At 72.3% G+C, this 16,634-nt stretch carries 16 protein-coding genes; 8 read left to right on the top strand and 8 right to left on the bottom strand.

Annotated elements, in window-relative coordinates; genetic code table 11:
* The first annotated feature begins 13 nt into the window (after positions 1-13).
* Positions 14-1,111 carry a lysophospholipid acyltransferase family protein gene (locus tag WQO_RS14830; RefSeq protein WP_010064008.1) on the top strand — a complete coding sequence of 366 codons (1,098 nt, stop codon included), beginning with the start codon at positions 14-16 and terminating at the stop codon, positions 1,109-1,111.
* Between the two features lie 91 nt (positions 1,112-1,202).
* Here WQO_RS14830 and WQO_RS14825 read toward each other — a convergent pair whose 3' ends face one another.
* The 3 genes from WQO_RS14825 to WQO_RS14815 form a co-directional block, all read right to left on the bottom strand.
* Entirely contained in the window at positions 1,203-2,417 is a 1,215-nt protein-coding gene (locus WQO_RS14825; RefSeq protein WP_010064007.1) for a DUF5667 domain-containing protein, read from the bottom strand.
* Between the two features lie 266 nt (positions 2,418-2,683).
* A complete protein-coding gene (locus tag WQO_RS14820; protein ID WP_029182679.1) occupies positions 2,684-3,463 on the bottom strand; it encodes an ECF subfamily RNA polymerase sigma factor, BldN family in 780 nt (259 codons plus the stop codon).
* Positions 3,464-3,850: 387 nt separating this feature from the next.
* On the bottom strand, positions 3,851-4,798 hold the full coding sequence (locus WQO_RS14815; RefSeq protein ID WP_010064005.1) for an HAD family hydrolase: 948 nt from the start codon (positions 4,796-4,798) through the stop codon (positions 3,851-3,853).
* A gap of 157 nt (positions 4,799-4,955) precedes the next feature.
* Between WQO_RS14815 and WQO_RS14810 the strand changes: the two genes are divergently transcribed.
* The 6 genes from WQO_RS14810 to hemB all read left to right on the top strand — a co-directional run bounded on the left by WQO_RS14810 (position 4,956) and on the right by hemB (position 11,580).
* On the top strand, positions 4,956-5,246 hold the full coding sequence (locus WQO_RS14810; protein WP_029182678.1) for a glutaredoxin family protein: 291 nt from the start codon (positions 4,956-4,958) through the stop codon (positions 5,244-5,246).
* Between the two features lie 257 nt (positions 5,247-5,503).
* Positions 5,504-6,265 (top strand): redox-sensing transcriptional repressor Rex, encoded by a 762-nt coding sequence (locus tag WQO_RS14805; RefSeq protein ID WP_010064003.1) that lies wholly within the window; start codon positions 5,504-5,506, stop codon positions 6,263-6,265.
* Positions 6,262-7,770 carry a glutamyl-tRNA reductase gene (locus tag WQO_RS14800; protein WP_010064002.1) on the top strand — a complete coding sequence of 503 codons (1,509 nt, stop codon included), beginning with the start codon at positions 6,262-6,264 and terminating at the stop codon, positions 7,768-7,770. The genes WQO_RS14805 and WQO_RS14800 overlap by 4 nt, the downstream gene beginning before the upstream one ends.
* Entirely contained in the window at positions 7,767-8,753 is a 987-nt protein-coding gene (gene hemC, locus WQO_RS14795) for a hydroxymethylbilane synthase (RefSeq protein ID WP_010064000.1), read from the top strand. The genes WQO_RS14800 and hemC overlap by 4 nt, the downstream gene beginning before the upstream one ends.
* Positions 8,750-10,420 carry a bifunctional uroporphyrinogen-III C-methyltransferase/uroporphyrinogen-III synthase gene (locus WQO_RS14790; protein WP_029182677.1) on the top strand — a complete coding sequence of 557 codons (1,671 nt, stop codon included), beginning with the start codon at positions 8,750-8,752 and terminating at the stop codon, positions 10,418-10,420. Before hemC ends, WQO_RS14790 begins: the two co-directional genes overlap by 4 nt.
* Before the next feature lie 155 nt (positions 10,421-10,575).
* Complete coding sequence (gene hemB, locus WQO_RS14785) at positions 10,576-11,580, top strand: porphobilinogen synthase (RefSeq protein ID WP_029182676.1); 1,005 nt, start codon at positions 10,576-10,578, stop codon at positions 11,578-11,580.
* Positions 11,581-11,591: 11 nt separating this feature from the next.
* Here the strand turns inward: hemB and WQO_RS14780 are convergent, their stop codons facing one another.
* From WQO_RS14780 to WQO_RS14760, 5 genes are all read right to left on the bottom strand, one after another.
* A complete protein-coding gene (locus WQO_RS14780) occupies positions 11,592-12,071 on the bottom strand; it encodes a hypothetical protein (protein ID WP_010063996.1) in 480 nt (159 codons plus the stop codon).
* An 18-nt stretch (positions 12,072-12,089) separates the two neighbouring features.
* Complete coding sequence (locus WQO_RS14775; RefSeq protein ID WP_010063995.1) at positions 12,090-12,485, bottom strand: hypothetical protein; 396 nt, start codon at positions 12,483-12,485, stop codon at positions 12,090-12,092.
* 49 nt (positions 12,486-12,534) lie between these two features.
* Positions 12,535-14,592, bottom strand: a complete 2,058-nt coding sequence (locus tag WQO_RS14770) for a hypothetical protein (RefSeq protein WP_010063994.1) — start codon at positions 14,590-14,592, stop codon at positions 12,535-12,537.
* Complete coding sequence (locus WQO_RS14765) at positions 14,571-15,431, bottom strand: DUF4253 domain-containing protein (RefSeq protein ID WP_058953992.1); 861 nt, start codon at positions 15,429-15,431, stop codon at positions 14,571-14,573. Before WQO_RS14765 ends, WQO_RS14770 begins: the two co-directional genes overlap by 22 nt.
* A 116-nt stretch (positions 15,432-15,547) precedes the next feature.
* Complete coding sequence (locus WQO_RS14760; protein WP_010063992.1) at positions 15,548-15,919, bottom strand: NIPSNAP family protein; 372 nt, start codon at positions 15,917-15,919, stop codon at positions 15,548-15,550.
* A 146-nt stretch (positions 15,920-16,065) separates the two neighbouring features.
* Here WQO_RS14760 and WQO_RS14755 point away from each other — a divergent pair, with 146 nt between their 5' ends.
* Positions 16,066-16,632, top strand: coding sequence for a dihydrofolate reductase family protein (locus tag WQO_RS14755; RefSeq protein ID WP_029182675.1), 567 nt, complete (start codon positions 16,066-16,068; stop codon positions 16,630-16,632).
* Positions 16,633-16,634 lie beyond the last annotated feature (2 nt).

The following is a 16,634-nucleotide window of genomic DNA, read 5'->3' as shown; positions in this document are numbered from 1 at the left end:
GAGCGCACCGACGATGGCGGATGCCAAGGTCATTCCGTTCGACGACGACCGTTCGCGGTCCGGTGGCGGTGCGCGTCCCGCGCGGCGCAGGACCGGGGCGGGCGGCAGCGGCCGGGGCGACGGCTCCGCCGCTCCGGTGAGCGCCCTGCCGGGGGCGCAGGTCCCCGAGCAGCCCGGCCTCCTGTCCGACGGGTCCTTGGAGACCGGGGAGGCGGACGGCGGGCCGCGGGAGCCCGGTCCGGACGCGGTGGACGCGGGCCGTTCGCCGGCCGGGGGCTGGGAGCGGCGGATCGCGGGCGGGCTCGCGTTCCTGCGGCGGCGGGTCACCGGGGATTACGACGTCGACGAGTTCGGGTACGACCGGGAGCTCACCGACCAGGTCCTGATGTCGGCGCTGCGTCCGCTGGCGGACAAGTACTTCCGGGTCGAGGTGAAGGGCATCGAGAACATCCCGTCGGACGGCGGGGCGCTCATCGTGGCCAACCACTCCGGGACGCTGCCGCTGGACGGGCTGATGCTCCAGGTCGCGGTGCACGACAACCATCCGGCCGAGCGGCATCTGCGGCTGCTCGCCGCCGATCTGGTCTTCCATCTCCCGGTCGTCAACGAGCTGGCGCGCAAGGCCGGTCACACGCTGGCCTGTGCGGAGGACGCGCAGCGGCTGCTGGAGATGGGCGAGATCGTCGGGGTGATGCCGGAGGGGTTCAAGGGCATCGGCAAGCCGTTCGGCGAGCGCTACAAGCTGCAGCGCTTCGGGCGCGGCGGGTTCGTGTCGACGGCGCTGCGGGCGGGCACTCCGATCGTGCCGTGTTCGATCGTGGGGGCGGAGGAGATCTACCCGATGATCGGCAACGCGAAGACGCTGGCCCGGCTGCTGGGCTTCCCGTACTTCCCGATCACGCCGACGTTCCCGTGGCTGGGGCCGCTGGGTGCGCTGCCGCTGCCGACGAAGTGGACGATCCAGTTCGGTGAGCCGATCCCGACGGACGGCTATCCGCCGGAGGCGGCGGAGGATCCGATGCTGATGTTCAACCTGACGGACCAGGTGCGGGAGCAGATCCAGCACACGCTGTACAAGCTGCTGGTGCAGCGGCGGTCGGTCTTCTTCTGAGCCCGCCCATCACTGATGAACCACCAAGGGGCCGGTACGCGGATCGCGTGCCGGCCCCTTGGTCTGTTCGTCTGTCCTGTCCGTTGCGGATTTACGGCTTGAGGTTCTCGCCGTCGATGCCGAGGCCCGGGAGGAGCCCCGGGAGGAGCGGGGGCAGGGTGACGTCCGGAGCGGCGGGGGTGCTCGGACGGTTCTCGGCGGGCGGCGGGGTGAGCTCGTCCGTGGGGAGCTCGTCCAGCAGGCCGTCCGTGCCGCCGCCGAGCAGGCCGTCGTCCGGGGTGGCGTCGGAGGAGCCCGAGGAGCCGGAGGGCTTGGGGTCCGCGCTGCCGTCGGTGCGGTCTCCGGGCTTCTCGGGGGAGGCCGGAGGTGCGGTGGCGTCGGTGCGGGGGGAGCCCTTGCCCGGGCCGGTGGTGGTGTCGGAGCGCCCGGTGTCCTTGTCCTCGCCGGGGGGACGGGGGAGGAGGGACTGGAGCGGGGCGACTTCCTCGTCCATGGCGTCGAAGACGGAGGTGACCTCGTCGCGGACGTCGGTGAGCTGGACGGGCAGCCGGTCGCGGAGGCTGCTCCAGGTGTCGCGGTGCGAGCGGGAGAAGGTGTCCAGGGTCTGGATGGGGCCGATCGCTCCGTCGCGCTGATAGGCGGAGCGGAGCAGGCGGTGGCCCTCGGAGGCGTCGTGGGACATGCCGTTGAGTGCGCGTCTGACGGCGCCGAGGGATTCGTGGTCCAGGGTGCCGGAGCGGCCGCGCTCCATGAGTCTGCGGGCCTCGCTGAGCCGGGTGGAGGCCTGGTCGAGATAGGCCTCGCCGCGGTCGGCGTCGCCCTTGGCCATGCCGAGGCTGATGTCCTCCATCCCGCGCTTGAGCCCGTACAGCGAATCACCGGGGAGGGCGTCGGAGCTGGCGGCGGCCACTCCGCCGAAGGCTCCCGCGGCGACGCCGACGGTGAGCCCGCCGGCGGTGAGCCCCTTCGCCCAGCGGGAGCGGGGTCGCAGTTTCCGCAGTGGGGAGGCCCGGTGGGCCCCCTTGCCCCGTTGCACGGGCACCGTAGGGCCCGTGGATGCGCCGCCCTCGGCGAACATGGCCTCCATGGCGGCGACGAGCTGGGCTCGCTGCACCACTTTGACCTCGGGGTCCAACTGCGGCTTCGGTAGCTCACCGAGGCCGTTCGCCAGGGCCAACAGCGGTCCGCGGTCGGCCTGGTCGGCCGGCTCAGCGGGCTCTGCGGCCGCCGCACCCTGGGGGGTCTGCTCCTCCAGGGCCTGGGCGAAGGCGTTCGCCCGCCGGTGTGCCGAAACGTTTGCGATCACTGGCGGCACCTCCTCTCGTCATGACGGTCGACTCCCCTGGCGGTCCGGAAGGTTGCCCACCTTGAGCGTTTCCACTCGATGGAGTGAGTGGAGGCGGACAGGTGGTGACGACAGGGGGCCTGCAACCGGCACAACGACGCGCGCGGCACTTGGGTTACGCGCGAAAGATGATCGGACCAGTGCGTGACGGGACGGTCACGCAGGGTCGTCAGCAGGGGGTCGGTAGGTGGTCGGTAAGGGGTTGGTAAGGGGTCGGCAGGGCGTCGTCAGCGGGCGTCGTCCGGCAGGAGTCGGGCGAGCGTCCGCACGGCTCGGTACTGGAGGGTCTTGATCGCGCCCTCGTTCTTGCCCATCACCCGGGCGGTCTCGGCGACCGAGAGGCCTTGGAGGAACCGCAGGGTGACGCACTCCTGCTGCTGAGGGTTGAGTCGCCGGACGGCCTGGAGCAGCGCGGCGTTGGACAGGGACTCCAGGACGGAGTCCTCGGGGCTGCGCGCCACCTCGTTGGCGTCGAGCATTTCGCCGGTGGTCACTTCCAGTCGGAAACGACTGGATTTGAAGTGGTCGGCGACCAGGTTGCGAGCGATCGTGACCAGCCAGGCGCCGAAGTCGCGGCCCTGCCAGGTGAACGTGGAGATCCGGCGCAGCGCGCGGAGGAAGGTCTCGCTGGTGAGGTCCTCCGCGGTCGCCTTGCCGCCCACGCGGTAGTAGATGTACCGGTACACGGTGTCGCTGTACTGGTCGTACAGGCGGCCGAAGGCGTCCGCCTCGCCGGCCTGTGCGCGCTCGACGAGATCCATCATGCGCGCGCTGTCGCTGTCGGCCGTGGGACGGCGGACGGTCGACGTGGTGGCCGAGGCGGTGCGGGTGCTGCGTCTTCCGACCGCCGCACTGCGTTCGGCCAGGGCGTAGCAAGGGCCGGCAGGTGCAGGGGTGGCAAATGCGGGGACGGCGTACGCGGTGGGGACGAAGCCGCGCAAGCGGTCAATGACCGATGCACGCAGCGTAGCCAGGCCCGAGGCGTCAACCCCGACGTGTGGGTACACGGGACTCCCAGAGGCAGAGCTTCCATCACGAGCAGTTCGAAAATCGTCACCCGTGGTAGCGGGCGGCGGTCTCCGTGATGCGTCTGAGGAGAATAACGCTTCGTGCAGGCAGCGCTACACCCAGTTGTCTAAATCACCGGTTCCGTCGCTTCTCTTATCGCTAAGTGACGGATCAAGTAGCACATGGTGACCGTTTATTGATCGGATTACTTCGTGATCTGCCTATGGGGGCGACGTGTTGTGGCCGTGCGTCGGCGATCCGGCTGGCCGGAGGGGGCGTCGGCGGTTGCGGCGAAACGGCTTTCGATCGGCCGCCCGGCTTCGGGCGTGGCTGCGCCCCGTGACCGGACGGGGCGGGCGGGCACGGGGCGCGGTGAAGGGAGTGGGTCAGCGGCGGCGGCGGTGCAGGGCGAGCGCGGCGGCGGTGCCGCCCGCGAGCGCGCCGACCCCGGCGGCGGCCGGGATGCCGACCTTGGCCGCCTTGCGGCCGGTGCGGTAGTCGCGCAGCCGCCAGTCGCGGGCGCGGGCGTGCCTGCGGAGCTTGGTGTCCGGGTTGATCGCGTAGGGGTGGCCGACCAGCGAGAGCATCGGGATGTCGTTGTGCGAGTCGCTGTAGGCGGCGCAGCGGTCCAGGTCGAGGTCCTCGGCGGCTGCCAGGGCCCGGACGGCCTCGGCCTTGGCGGGGCCGTGCAGCGGTTCGCCGACCAGGCGGCCGGTGTAGACGCCGTCGACCGATTCGGCGACGGTGCCGAGCGCGCCGGTCAGGCCGAGGCGGCGGGCGATGATGGTGGCGGTCTCCACGGGCGCGGCGGTGACCAGCCAGACCTTCTGCCCGGCGTCCAGGTGGGCCTGGGCCAGGGCGCGGGTGCCGGGCCAGATGCGGTCGGCCATGTACTCGTCGTAGATCTCCTCGCCGATGGACATCAGCTCGGAGACACGGTGGCCCTTGACGATGGACAGGGCGCTGTCGCGGGCGTCCTGCATGTGCTCGGGGTCCTCGACGCCGGCCAGCCGGAACCACGCCTGCTGCCAGGCGAACCGGGTGAGTTCGCGGCGTTCGAAGAACTTGCGCTTGTAGAGGCCGCGGCCGAAGTGGAAGATCGCGGCGCCCTGCATCACGGTGTTGTCGAGGTCGAAGAAGGCGGCGGCGCGGACGTCCCCGGCGACGGGGAACGCGGGCTCCTCGGGCGCCTCTTCGGAGGTTCCGGTCAGGAGGGCGGCGTCGTCGTCGGCGACCGAGGTCTTCCGTGCGGCCTCGGCGGCGGCCTCGCCTGCCAGGACGCTGCGCGCAGTCGCGGAACGCCTACGGGGGGTGAGCCATCCAAGAGCGGCCATGCGGTGAGCATAGCCAGTCCGTCCGTACCTGCCCGACCTGCCGTGATGCGGTGGCGTGAACGCTTCGGGGCGGAATGGTGAATCGGTCGATTCCGGGCGGTCGGCGGCGGGGGTGCGCGGGCCCGGGATCCGGGCCCGGCGGGCGCAGAATGGACGCATGAGTCCTCTGTTGCGACGTACGAAGAAGAAGCCCGCCGAGCGGGTGGTCACGCTGGTCGGGAAGCCGGGCTGCCATCTGTGCGAGGACGCGCGGGCGGTGGTGGGCGCGGTCTGTGAGGAGACCGGGGCGTCGTGGGTGGAGAAGGACATCGCCGAGGACGAGGAGCTCTACAAGGAGTACTGGGAGCAGATTCCGGTGGTGCTGATCGATGGCGAACAGCACACGTTCTGGCGCGTGGACCCCGTGAGGCTGCGCAAGGCGCTGGGTGCGGACGCGAAACCCGGTTAACATTGCGGGCGTTTTGAGTGGCCTCGGGGGCGTAGTTGTGAGGAGTGTGTACCGCTTTGCCCCCTTCGAGGCTGCAACGGGCCGTTGCGGTCCCTGGTTCCGGGATCGCGCGGGAAATGCGCGTGACCCCGGTCACTTTGACCGGACAAAACGGACACAATCTTTGTGCACGCGTTCACAAAGACATAGCCTGCATTCGACGGGGCGGTCTTGGGACATACGGCCGCCTGCAGCCCCGCTCATCCCGCAGGAGCACCGTGGCAACTGGCCGAACACACCGACCGGCGACCCGTAGCCGAGGAATTCCCGAGGCCACCGTCGCCCGACTTCCGTTGTATCTGCGCGCCCTGACCGCGCTCTCCGAGCGATCGGTCCCCACGGTCTCCTCCGAGGAGCTGGCCACGGCGGCCGGCGTCAACTCGGCGAAGCTGCGCAAGGACTTCAGCTACCTGGGCTCCTACGGCACCCGGGGTGTCGGATACGACGTCGAGTATCTCGTCTACCAGATCTCCCGTGAGCTCGGGCTCACCCAGGACTGGCCGGTCGCGATCGTCGGTATCGGTAACCTCGGCGCGGCCCTCGCCAACTACGGCGGTTTCGCCTCCCGCGGCTTCCGCGTCGCGGCGCTGATCGACGCCGACCCCGCCATGGCCGGTACGCCGGTGGCCGGGATCGCCGTCCAGCACACGGACGACCTCGACCGGATCATCAGCGACAACGGGGTGTCGATCGGTGTGATCACCACCCCGCCCGGCGCGGCCCAGCAGGTCTGCGACCGGCTCGTCGCCGCCGGTGTGACCTCCATCCTGAACTTCGCGCCGACCGTCCTGTCGGTGCCCGAGGGCGTCGACGTGCGCAAGGTCGACCTCTCCATCGAGCTCCAGATCCTCGCGTTCCACGAGCAGCGCAAGGCGGGCGAGGACGCCACCGCCGAGGACGAGGGCGCGCCCCCGATGCGTGCCACGCCCACCGGCCGAAAAGGACCCGACGGGGACATGCCCGCCGTGATGCCCGCATGAGCCTCCTCGTCGTCGGACTGAGCCACCGCAGCGCCCCCGTCTCCGTACTGGAGCGGGCGTCCCTCGCTGCCGACACCCAGGCCAAGCTGCTCCAGGACACCCTCGCCGCGGAACCCGCGACCGAGGCCGCCGTGCTGGCCACCTGCAACCGCATCGAGCTGTACGCGGACGTGGACAAGTTCCACGCGGGCGTCGCCGAGCTCTCCACCCTGCTCGCCCAGCACAGCGGCGTCGGCCTGGAAGAGCTCACTCCGTATCTCTATGTGCACTACGAGGACCGGGCCGTCCACCACCTGTTCTCGGTGGCCTGCGGGCTCGACTCGATGGTCGTCGGCGAGGGCCAGATCCTCGGCCAGATCAAGGACGCGCTCGCGCGCGGCCAGGAGCTGCACACCGCCGGACGGCTGCTGAACGACCTCTTCCAGCAGGCCCTGCGGGTCGGCAAGCGCGCCCACAGCGAGACCGGGATCGACCGGGCCGGGCAGTCGCTCGTCAGCTTCGGGCTCCAGCAGCTCGCCGCCGGGGCCGACCCCGCCCTGTGGGCCGGGGGCAAGCGCGCCCTGGTCATCGGCGCCGGCTCGATGTCCTCGCTGGCCGCCGCGACCCTCGCCCGGACCGGTGTCGCCGAGATCGTCGTCGCCAACCGGACCCGCGCCCGCGCGGACCGCCTCGTGGAGATCCTCCAGCAGGGCGACGACACCGCCGTGCGCGCCCGCGCCGTCGAGATGTCCGCGGTGGGCGACGAACTGACACGTGCCGACATCGTCGTCTCCTGCACCGGCTCCACCGGCCTCGTGCTCACCGCCGACGCCCTCGCCGACGCCCTGGGCGTGACCCTGGACGCCGCGCCCGAGGCACCGGCGGTCACCGCCGTCGCCCCGGCCCCGGACGACGTCGACCAGCACGCTGCCTGGGTGGAGAACGGTTCCGCCGCCTCCGCCGCGCACGCCGGTCCGGCGACGCCGCGCCGGGTCACCGTGCCCGCCCAGTCGACCGGTCCGGTCCGGCTCGCCCTGCTCGACCTCGCCATGCCGCGCGACATCGACGGCGCCGCCCACCGCATCGCCGGGGTGCGCCTCGTCGACATCGAGTCGCTCGCCGAGGCGTCCGCCGACGCCCCGATGGCCGCCGATGTGGACCGGGTCCGCACGATCGTCTCCGACGAGGTGGCCGCCTTCGGCGCCGCCCAGCGCGCCGCGCACGTCGCCCCGACCGTGGTCGCCCTGCGCACCATGGCCGCCGACGTGGTCGCCGGCGAGATCGCCCGGCTGGACGGCCGCCTCCCCGACCTGGACGAGAAGCAGCGCGCCGAGATCACCCAGACCGTGCGCCGCGTCGTCGACAAGCTCCTGCACGCGCCCACCGTGCGGGTCAAGCAGCTCGCCAGCGAGCCCGGCGGCGCCGGGTACGCGGACGCGCTGCGAGAACTCTTCGACCTCGACCCGCAGACGGTGGCCGCCGTCTCCCGGGCCGACCTGAACGACCCGAATAGAGGGCGGTCATGACCGACAACTCATCGCCGGACGCGCGGGGCGCCGCGCCGCTCCGGCTGGGCACCCGGCGCTCCAAGCTCGCCATGGCCCAGTCCGGGCTCGTCGCCGAGGCGGTCCGCGAGGTGACCGGGCGCGCCGTCGAGCTCGTCGAGATCACCACGTACGGGGACACCTCCCGCGAGCACCTGGCGCAGATCGGCGGCACCGGAGTCTTCGTCGCCGCCCTGCGCGAGGCGCTCCTGCGCGGTGAGGTGGACTTCGCCGTCCACTCGCTCAAGGACCTGCCGACCAGCCAGCCCGACGACCTCGTGCTGGCCGCGGTGCCGCAGCGCGAGGACCCGCGCGACGCGCTCGTCGCCCGGGACGGGCTGACTTTCGAGCAGCTGCCCGACGGCGCCCGCATCGGCACCGGTTCGCCGCGCCGCATGGCGCAGCTCAACGCGTACGCCCGTTCCCACGGACTGCGGATCGAGACCGTCCCCATCCGGGGCAACGTCGACACGCGGATCGGGTTCGTGCGGGACGGCAAGCTCGACGCGGTGGTCCTCGCCGCCGCCGGGCTCAGCCGTCTCGGCCGGACCGGTGAGGTGACCGACTTCCTGCCGGTCGACACCGTCCTGCCCGCTCCCGGCCAGGGAGCACTGGCGATCGAGTGCGCCGCGTCCAGCGCCGACCTCGCCGCCGCGCTCGCCGAGCTCGACGACCCGTACACCCGGGTCGCCGTGACCGCCGAGCGCGCCCTGCTCGCCGCCCTGGAGGCCGGCTGCTCCGCACCTGTGGGTGCGCTGGCCGACCTCCTGGCCGACGGACAGGTTGTCAACGAACTGCGCCTGCGCGGAGTCGTCGGTACCACCGACGGTTCCTCGCTCGTACAGCTGTCCACCACCGGTCCCGTCCCCACGTCGCACGACGACGCGGCGGCCCTCGGTCGCGAACTCGCGTCCGAGATGCTCGCCAAGGGTGCGGCCGGTCTTATGGGGGAGCGAGCACTTTGAGCCCCACCGGCCCCGCCGCATCCGACTTTCCGGTCCTGTCCGCCCAAGGCCAGGTCACCTTCCTCGGCGCCGGTCCCGGCGACCCGGGACTGCTGACTCTGCGCGCTGTCGAAGCGCTCGCGAGCGCGGACGTCCTTGTCGCCGAGCCCGATGTGCTCGACGTCGTTCGCAGCCATGCGCGGGAAGGCGTGAGCACGCCTGAGCTGACGCTTGTTGACGTCTCGTCAACAAGCGCCGGTGTACCCGTTCTCAGGGATGCGGCCAATCTTGTCATGGAGGCCGCGAAGGGCGGCAGGCGGGTGGTCCGTGCCGTCGCGGGCGATCCGGGTCTGGACGGCGACGCGGGCGCGGAGATGCTCGCCTGCGCCGCCGCCGGGGTGCCCTTCGAGGTGGTCCCGGGCATCGCGAACGCCGTCGGCGTGCCCGCGTACGCCGGGGTGCCGCTCCGCGACGCGCATGGCGCGGACGTCCGCTTCGTCGACGCCCGTACGGCCTCCGACCGGTGCTGGAGCGAGGTCGGCGCGAGCGACGCCACCGCCGTCGTCTCCACCACGCTGGACTCGGTGGCGGCCGCCGCCGGTGAGCTGGTCTCGGCGGGCCGCAAGCCCGACACCCCGCTCACCGTGACGATCGCGGGCACCACCACCCGCCAGCGCACCTGGACGGCGACCCTCGGGACGATCGCCCAGACCCTCAAGCAGGCCAAGGTGCTCCCCTCGCCCGAGGGCCACCGGCCGGTCATAGCAGTGGTCGGAGAGCGCAGCTCCGCCGCACAGCGCGACCAGCTCGCGTGGTTCGAGTCCAAGCCGCTGTTCGGCTGGCGGGTGCTCGTCCCGCGGACCAAGGAGCAGGCCGCGTCGCTCTCCGACCAGCTGCGCTCCTACGGTGCGGTGCCGCACGAGGTCCCGACGATCGCCGTCGAGCCGCCGCGTACGCCCCAGCAGATGGAGCGCGCGGTCAAGGGCCTGGTCACCGGCCGCTACGAGTGGATCGCCTTCACCAGCGTGAACGCCGTCAAGGCGGTCCGGGAGAAGTTCGAGGAGTACGGTCTCGACGCCCGGGCCTTCGCCGGGATCAAGGTCGCCGCCGTCGGCGAGCAGACCGCCGCCGCGCTGATCGACTTCGGCGTCAAGCCGGACCTGGTGCCCTCCGGCGAGCAGTCCGCCGCCGGGCTGCTGGAGGACTGGCCGCCCTACGACCCGGTCTTCGACCCGATCGACCGGGTGTTCCTGCCGCGCGCCGACATCGCCACCGAGACCCTGGTGGCCGGGCTCATCGAGCTGGGCTGGGAGGTCGACGACGTCACCGCGTACCGCACGGTCCGCGCCTCGCCGCCGCCGGCCGACACCCGCGAGGCGATCAAGGGCGGCGGCTTCGACGCGGTCCTGTTCACCTCGTCCTCGACGGTGCGCAACCTGGTCGGCATCGCGGGCAAGCCGCACAACGTGACCGTGATCGCGTGTATCGGCCCGGCCACCGCGAAGACCGCCGAGGAGCACGGTCTGCGGGTGGACGTCCTGTCCCCGGAGCCGTCGGTGCACAAGCTCGCCGAGGCGCTCGCCGCCTTCGGCGCGCAGCGCCGGGACGCCGCGAAGGAGGCCGGCGACCCGGTGACCCGGCCGAGCGAGCGCCGCCCGGGGGCGCGCAGGCGTCGGACGACGACCTAACGGCAGTACGAGGGTGAGCGGGCCCGGTCGCTTCGGCGGCCGGGCCCGCTGTCTTCTCCGGCGCCGGCGCAGGGCCCTGTTGACAGCCTGCGCGCGGGCCTTTCCCGGCGCAGGTGTCGGTAAGACCGTGGGGCGCACGGGTCTATCGTCGAAGGATGACTGCGTACGCAAACTTCCCCGGCTCCCGCCCCCGGCGGCTGCGGACGACCCCGACGATGCGGCGGATGGTCGCCGAGACACGGCTCGACCCCGCGAACCTGATCCTCCCCGCGTTCGTCCGGGAGGGCATCGACGCCCCGGTCGCCATCTCGGCCATGCCCGGCGTGCACCAGCACACCCTGGACACCCTGCGGAAGGCGGCCGTCGAGGCGGTCTCGGCCGGGGTCTCGGGGATCATGCTCTTCGGGGTGCCGGAGGACGGGAAGAAGGACGCCCGGGGAACGGCGGGCACCGACCCCGACGGCATCCTCCAGGTCGCCCTGCGCGCGGTCCGCGAGGAGGTCGGCGACGAGCTCGTCGTGATGTCGGACCTGTGCCTGGACGAGTTCACCGACCATGGCCACTGCGGGGTCCTGGACGCCGACGGGCGGGTGGACAACGACGCCACCCTGGAGCGGTACGCGGAGATGGCCCAGGTCCAGGCGGACGCCGGGGCCCATGTGGTGGGCCCCAGCGGGATGATGGACGGTCAGGTCGGCGTGATCCGGGACGCCCTGGACCAGACCGGCCACGAGGACGTGTCGATCCTCGCCTACACCGTGAAGTACAGCTCCGCCTTCTACGGCCCGTTCCGCGAGGCCGTCGGCTCCTCGCTGACCGGTGACCGCAAGACCTACCAGCAGGACCCGGCCAACGCCCGCGAGTCGCTGCGTGAGCTGGCGCTGGACCTGGCGGAGGGCGCGGACATGGTCATGGTGAAGCCCGCCGGACCGTATCTGGACATCCTCGCCAAGGTCGCGGAGTCCGTGGACGTGCCGGTCGCGGCGTACCAGATCAGCGGCGAGTACGCGATGATCGAGGCCGCCGCAGAGAAGGGCTGGATCGACCGGGACAAGGCGATCCTGGAGAGCCTGACCGGGATCCGGCGGGCCGGGGCGCAGATGATCCTCACCTACTGGGCGACCGAGGCGGCCCAGTGGCTCGGACGCGGCAGGGGCTGAGCCCCGCGTGATCACGGCCCACCCGCTCCGGTCTCCTGGAGCCGGTGGGCCTCCTTGATGGAGAAGCGGGCGCTGTCCCGTACGAGGGGGTCCTCGTCGGCCCGCGCGGTGGTGTCCAGGACCGTGGCGACGACCGGGTCGTCCGTGTAGGGCGCCAGCGACATCGCCGCGTACTGCCGGACCAGGTCCTCCGCCGGATCGCGCAGCGCGGTGAGCAGGGCGCGGCCCGCTTCGTGGCGCAGAGCGGGGTCGGCCGGGGGCCACAGGCGCAGGACGGTGGCGCTCTCGACCCGGGCGAGGTCGTACTCGCCCGGGTCCGCGACGACCGAGACGAGGAACGGCAGCGCCTGGGTGTTGTCGTCCAGCTCGGTGATGATCTCGCGCTTGCGGTCGCTGTCTGCGGGCAGCGCATGGAATTCGGCTATCAGGCGCTCTGCGGCTTCGGCCGCGGAAGCGGCTTCCGTCGTGGTCGTGAGGTTCGTGTCGTTCATGGGGGTGGACACTTTCTGTCAGGGCCAGTCGACCAGTGCCATGAATGCTACGAAAGTGACCACGGCGGTGGCAGGTGCGGCCAGGGCCAGGCCCACACGGCGGGCGGCGTGGCGGAGCTGGTGCGGGACCGCCCAGCTCGCGATCAGCACGGCCAGCGCGATGAACAGGCCGATCCACAGGACGGTCCAGGCGGTGGCGAAGCTCGCGTCGAAGCGGTCGGCCGCCGCGCCGTTGCAGGAGTCGCACGCCATCGGCGTGAGCCCGCCGATGAACAGGGCGATGAGCCCGAGCGGCAGGGTCACGACCGTGGAGATCAGCGGGGCGACCCACGCGCGGCGGTCGGGTGCGTGCGCGGGGTCGGTCGCCGGGGTGCTGCCGGTGCCGCTGCCGCCGTCGTGGCTGTTCTCGCTCATGCGGTCGAGCCAACCGCGAGGGGGCCGCCGCCCGCATGAGTACGAGGGCTCAGTCCGCGGCGGTCCTGTCGGCGCGGGCCTCCAGCCAGGCGCGGGCCGCGTTCACCTCGCCTTCCGTGAGGGGTGGGCGCACCTGGTCCGGGTAGCGCGTGACGTAGTGCTCGCGGGCCGCCTTCATGCCGATCGCCCGGGCGGCGTCGGAGAGTCGGGGGTCGTCCGCCACCTCCTGCGCGCGGTGCCACCAGCTGTGGCTGCGCGGGTCGATCGCGTAGTGCCAGAGCGGCTGGGCGGGGTCGGCGACTCCGATCAGGACGCGGTGCAGGACGTAATCGCGGGTCTCCTGCTCCGCGATCAGCTTCTCCGCCACGTGCAGTGGGTGCGTGCCGTCGAGGCGGGCGCGGAGCAGTACCCACGTCATCAGGTGGCCCGTGTCGTGCCCGCCGGAGACGACGAACTCCCACAGCTCGGCGGCCTTCTCCTCGTCGGGGGCGCCGAGGTGGGTGAGCAGCCGGACCGGTTCCTTCCAGAGCGGTTTGGGCTTCGACCACCAGGCCAGCAGGTCGGCGGCGGCCGGGTGTTCCAGGTCGAGGGCGAGGCAGGTCAGGGTGACCAGCGGGTGGCGCCACTCGGTGTACGTGGTGCGGTACTGCTTGGTCAGCTCCTTCTTCCAGCGGGGGAGGAGGGCGACCAGGTCCGCTTCGGTCGCCTTGCCGTGGGCGTAGAGCAGTTCGAGGCAGAAGGCGATGCCCTGGACGCCGGTGGCCGGGTCGGCGAGCCGGTCGTGCAGCCACCGGACGTCGGCGGGGGAGAGGGTGCGGTAGCGGTGGTAGATGTCGCCCAGGCCGCCCTCGTAGCCGGTGAGGTCGGGGCCGGTGCCCGCGAGGAGCTCGTCGCGGACGGTCTCGTAGCGCTCCACGGCGGCCAGCGCCTCGGCGGCGTCGGCGGCGTCGGTGAGGCGGCCGGCCGCTTCGCGCACGCGGTCGGTCGTTTCGGCGGCGGCCCTCGCGGCGGCGACCCGCAGCGGGCGCGGCAGGCGGTCGTCGGTGGCGAACCGGATGGTGGCGAGGAGCAGGGGGAAGAACGCGTCGGCGGCGGGGCGGCGGGTTTCGGGCTCGCCCGTGACGGCTTCCCGCAGCGCGTGGAGGAGGCCGGTCTGCGCGGCCTCGGGCGCGGTGCCGTCCGTCAGCTCCTCGGAGAGCGCGTGGGCCGCCCGGACCGGGTCCGGTTCGCGCAGGGCGTGGTGGGCGCGGAACCAGCCGCGAACGGCCCCTTCGTCACCGGTCAGCGCCCACGTACGCAGCAGTTCCAGCGAGCGCGGGGACGGATGCGCGGCGAGGGCGTACGCCGCATCCGCGCCCAGTTCGGGGGCCACCTCCCAGGCCTCCGGGTGCTCCTGGCGCAGCAGCGCGGGGAGCACGGAACGCCAGCCGGGCCAGGCCGCGAGCCGGCCGGCGTACGTCTCCCGCCAGGCGGACAGCAGCCGTGCCGTCTCGTCCGGGGTCAGCGCCTGCCGGTGCTCCAGCGGGGCGGTGAAGCGGACGGCGGCGTCCAGGTCCACGGGGCCCGACAGCCGGTCGTGGAGCCAGCGTTCCTCGGCTGGGGCCAGCGGGTCGTACTCCGTGGAGCGGGCGGTCCGCCGGCGGGGCTCGTCGATGCGGGAGAGGAACTGGCGTACGCCCGCGGTGTCTTCCGGGTCCGGCAGCCCGTCGGCGTCCGTCGCCGTGACCTTGTCCAGCTGAAAGGCTCCCTGCGGACCGTTGTTGACGATGCGATAGCCGGGCGGGCCCTCCCCGAGACCCGTGGCGACCGTGGCGTGGTCGCCGCCCCAGTGCAGGTACAGCGCGCCTCGGAGGTCGCCGGAGCGGGCGAAGGCGTCGTGGGACTGCCAGTGCCAGTACGCGAAGGAGGCGGTCTCGGGGATGCCTCGGGTCGCGAACAGCTCGGCCGCGTCCTCGTGGCCGTCGGACTGGGTGTAGCGACTACGGGTGGGGGGAGGCAGGGCGACGAAGCCGTCGCCGCCGAGCGTGCGCCACCAGGCTTTGATCCGGGACAGGTCCGATCGCTGCCCGGCCGTACGGTCCGTGTTCAGTCCCACCAGAACGACCACGCTTCCTGGTTGAGCAGGGCCTTCTCGGCGTAGGCGTCGAGGTCGTGCGGCGGGGCCTGGTCGATGTTGTCCGGGCAGAACGCGTAGTGCTCGGCGGCCAGGGCGCGGGCTTCCTCGATGGTCGCGGGCGGGCGGCCCACGGAGACGATCATCGTGTCGAAGCCGAGCACCACGACCCGGGCGTCGAAGCGGTCCTCCCAGGAGCGGAGCACCGCGCAGAGCCGGGCCACGTCGTTCTCGTGGTTCATCGGGCCCGACCAGCCGATCGCCGCCGGTATGTCGGCGCTGCGGCGGGCCGGGGCGAGGGCGATGCGGGCTCCGCCGAGCCACTCGTCGGCGTCGGCGGCGATGACGCCCGCGAGGCCTGCGGCCACCGTGTCCGCGTCCTCGGCCGCCTCCCGGGCGGGAACGGGCGCGAGGCCGGGCCAGGACGAGCCGGGGGCCGGGGAGTCCTCGTGGTTTTCGTCGGCCGCCGTCCCGTCGCCGATCCCGTTGTCGGCGTCGTCCGCGTGGTCGACGTGGTCGACGTGGTCCGCCCAGTACCCCGCGAGGACCTCCTCGGCGTCGTGGTCGCCGGGATACGACGTGTCGTCCGGGCAGAGGTCCCAGTCCTCGGGCCACTGGTCGCGCCGGCCGCCCGTGACCAGCACCGGCAGCAGCCCGAGCCGCCGCCCGGCCGCCCGCAGGTCCGGCCAGTCGCGCGGGGCCGCCGGGCCGTCCGCGTGCCAGAGCAGCGGTTCGTGCCAGGGGCCGTCCAGCGTGGCGTCCACCAGGGAGCCGGGCGGGAGGACCAGGCCGGAGGAGGCCAGGTCGGGCAGAGGATTCGGGAGCGTCGCCATGAGGGGGAGCCTAGGCGGCGGCACTGACAACGAGCGGGGCAGGCGGTCCTTGCGTCCCGCCAGGGACGTCACCGCCCACCGCCCACCGCCCACCGAGCGGCGCGACGGGCGCGGAACTAGGGCGTCCCGGGCCGCGGTTCCCCGGGCGTCGGCCCGGGCACGGCGTCGGCACCCGCCAGGTCGCCCGGGAGCAGCGGGCGCATGAAGGTGCGCTCGTAGCGCAGTACGCAGCCGCTCTCGTCGCGGATGCGGTCCGCTGCGATGAACTCGGGGTCCCGGCCGAACAGGTGCCGGTACTCCTCGTACGCCGCCAGGCTCGGGAAGCTGAACAGGGCCAGCGCCTCGTCGCTCGCGCCCTCCGCCGGGAGGAAGTAGCCGTGGTGCGTGCCGCCGTGGGCCTGCACCAGCTCCATCCAGCGGGTACCGAACCGCTCAAATGCCGCGATCTTCTTCGGGTCGATGGTGTACCGCACGACGCAGGTGATCATGTGCCCAGGCTAGGCCGCCATCCGTGTGCCGACGCCGGTACCGACAGGGTCCATTTCCCGGTGGGCCGGGTGCGGAAGGCGTATGTTCGAGCCCCGTTGTGCGCCGCCCCGTCACCGTCGACCGGGCCGATCCGGCAGGAGCCGCCGTGAACAGGATCATCACGTCCATCTCGCTCTCCCTCGACGGATTCTTCGAAGGGCCCGACCAGGACATCGACTGGCACACCGTCGACGACGAGCTGCATCAGCACTTCAACGACTACTTCCGCACCATGGGCGGCTTCGCCGAAGGGCGCGTCACCTACGAGTTGATGGAGGAGTTCTGGCCGACCGCCGATCAGGACCCTGCCAACGAGGGGGTGATGGCCGAATTCGCGGGGATCTGGCGGGACGTGCCGAAGTTCGTCTTCTCGCGGACGCTGGAGAGCGTGGGTCCGAACGCGACCCTGCTGCACGAGGTCGACCCCGAGCAGGTGCGGGCGCTGCGGGACGCCGCCTCGGGGGATCTGGCGGTCGGCGGGGCGAATCTGCTGGAGTCGTTCCGGCAGGCCGATCTCATCGACGAGTACCGGATCTACGTCCACCCCGTCATCCTCGGCCGGGGCCGTCGCTTCTTCCAGGACAGCGAGGAGAGGCAGATGCTCCGGCTGGTGGAGACCCGGACCTTCGGGAACGGGGTCGCGATGCTCCGTTACGAGACGGTCCGGGGATGAGG

Source organism: Streptomyces globisporus C-1027, assembly GCF_000261345.2.
Lineage (GTDB): Bacteria > Actinomycetota > Actinomycetes > Streptomycetales > Streptomycetaceae > Streptomyces > Streptomyces pakalii.
The sequence above is the reverse complement of the archived record's forward strand: the minus strand, read 5'-3'. Positions and strand labels throughout refer to the sequence as shown.

What these genes read in the sequence shown, in the direction of transcription:
- WQO_RS14815 (WP_010064005.1), bottom strand. Translation starts at nt 4,798, where the DNA reads ATGGCCGCTCTTGGATGGCTCACCCCCCGTAGGCGTTCCGCGACTGCG.
- WQO_RS14800 (WP_010064002.1), top strand. Translation starts at nt 6,262, where the DNA reads ATGAGCCTCCTCGTCGTCGGACTGAGCCACCGCAGCGCCCCCGTCTCC.
- WQO_RS14775 (WP_010063995.1), bottom strand. Translation starts at nt 12,485, where the DNA reads ATGAGCGAGAACAGCCACGACGGCGGCAGCGGCACCGGCAGCACCCCG.
- WQO_RS14765 (WP_058953992.1), bottom strand. Translation starts at nt 15,431, where the DNA reads ATGGCGACGCTCCCGAATCCTCTGCCCGACCTGGCCTCCTCCGGCCTG.
- WQO_RS14810 (WP_029182678.1), top strand. Translation starts at nt 4,956, where the DNA reads ATGAGTCCTCTGTTGCGACGTACGAAGAAGAAGCCCGCCGAGCGGGTG.
- hemB (WP_029182676.1), top strand. Translation starts at nt 10,576, where the DNA reads ATGACTGCGTACGCAAACTTCCCCGGCTCCCGCCCCCGGCGGCTGCGG.
- WQO_RS14760 (WP_010063992.1), bottom strand. Translation starts at nt 15,919, where the DNA reads ATGATCACCTGCGTCGTGCGGTACACCATCGACCCGAAGAAGATCGCG.
- WQO_RS14780 (WP_010063996.1), bottom strand. Translation starts at nt 12,071, where the DNA reads ATGAACGACACGAACCTCACGACCACGACGGAAGCCGCTTCCGCGGCC.
- WQO_RS14830 (WP_010064008.1), top strand. Translation starts at nt 14, where the DNA reads ATGGCGGATGCCAAGGTCATTCCGTTCGACGACGACCGTTCGCGGTCC.
- hemC (WP_010064000.1), top strand. Translation starts at nt 7,767, where the DNA reads ATGACCGACAACTCATCGCCGGACGCGCGGGGCGCCGCGCCGCTCCGG.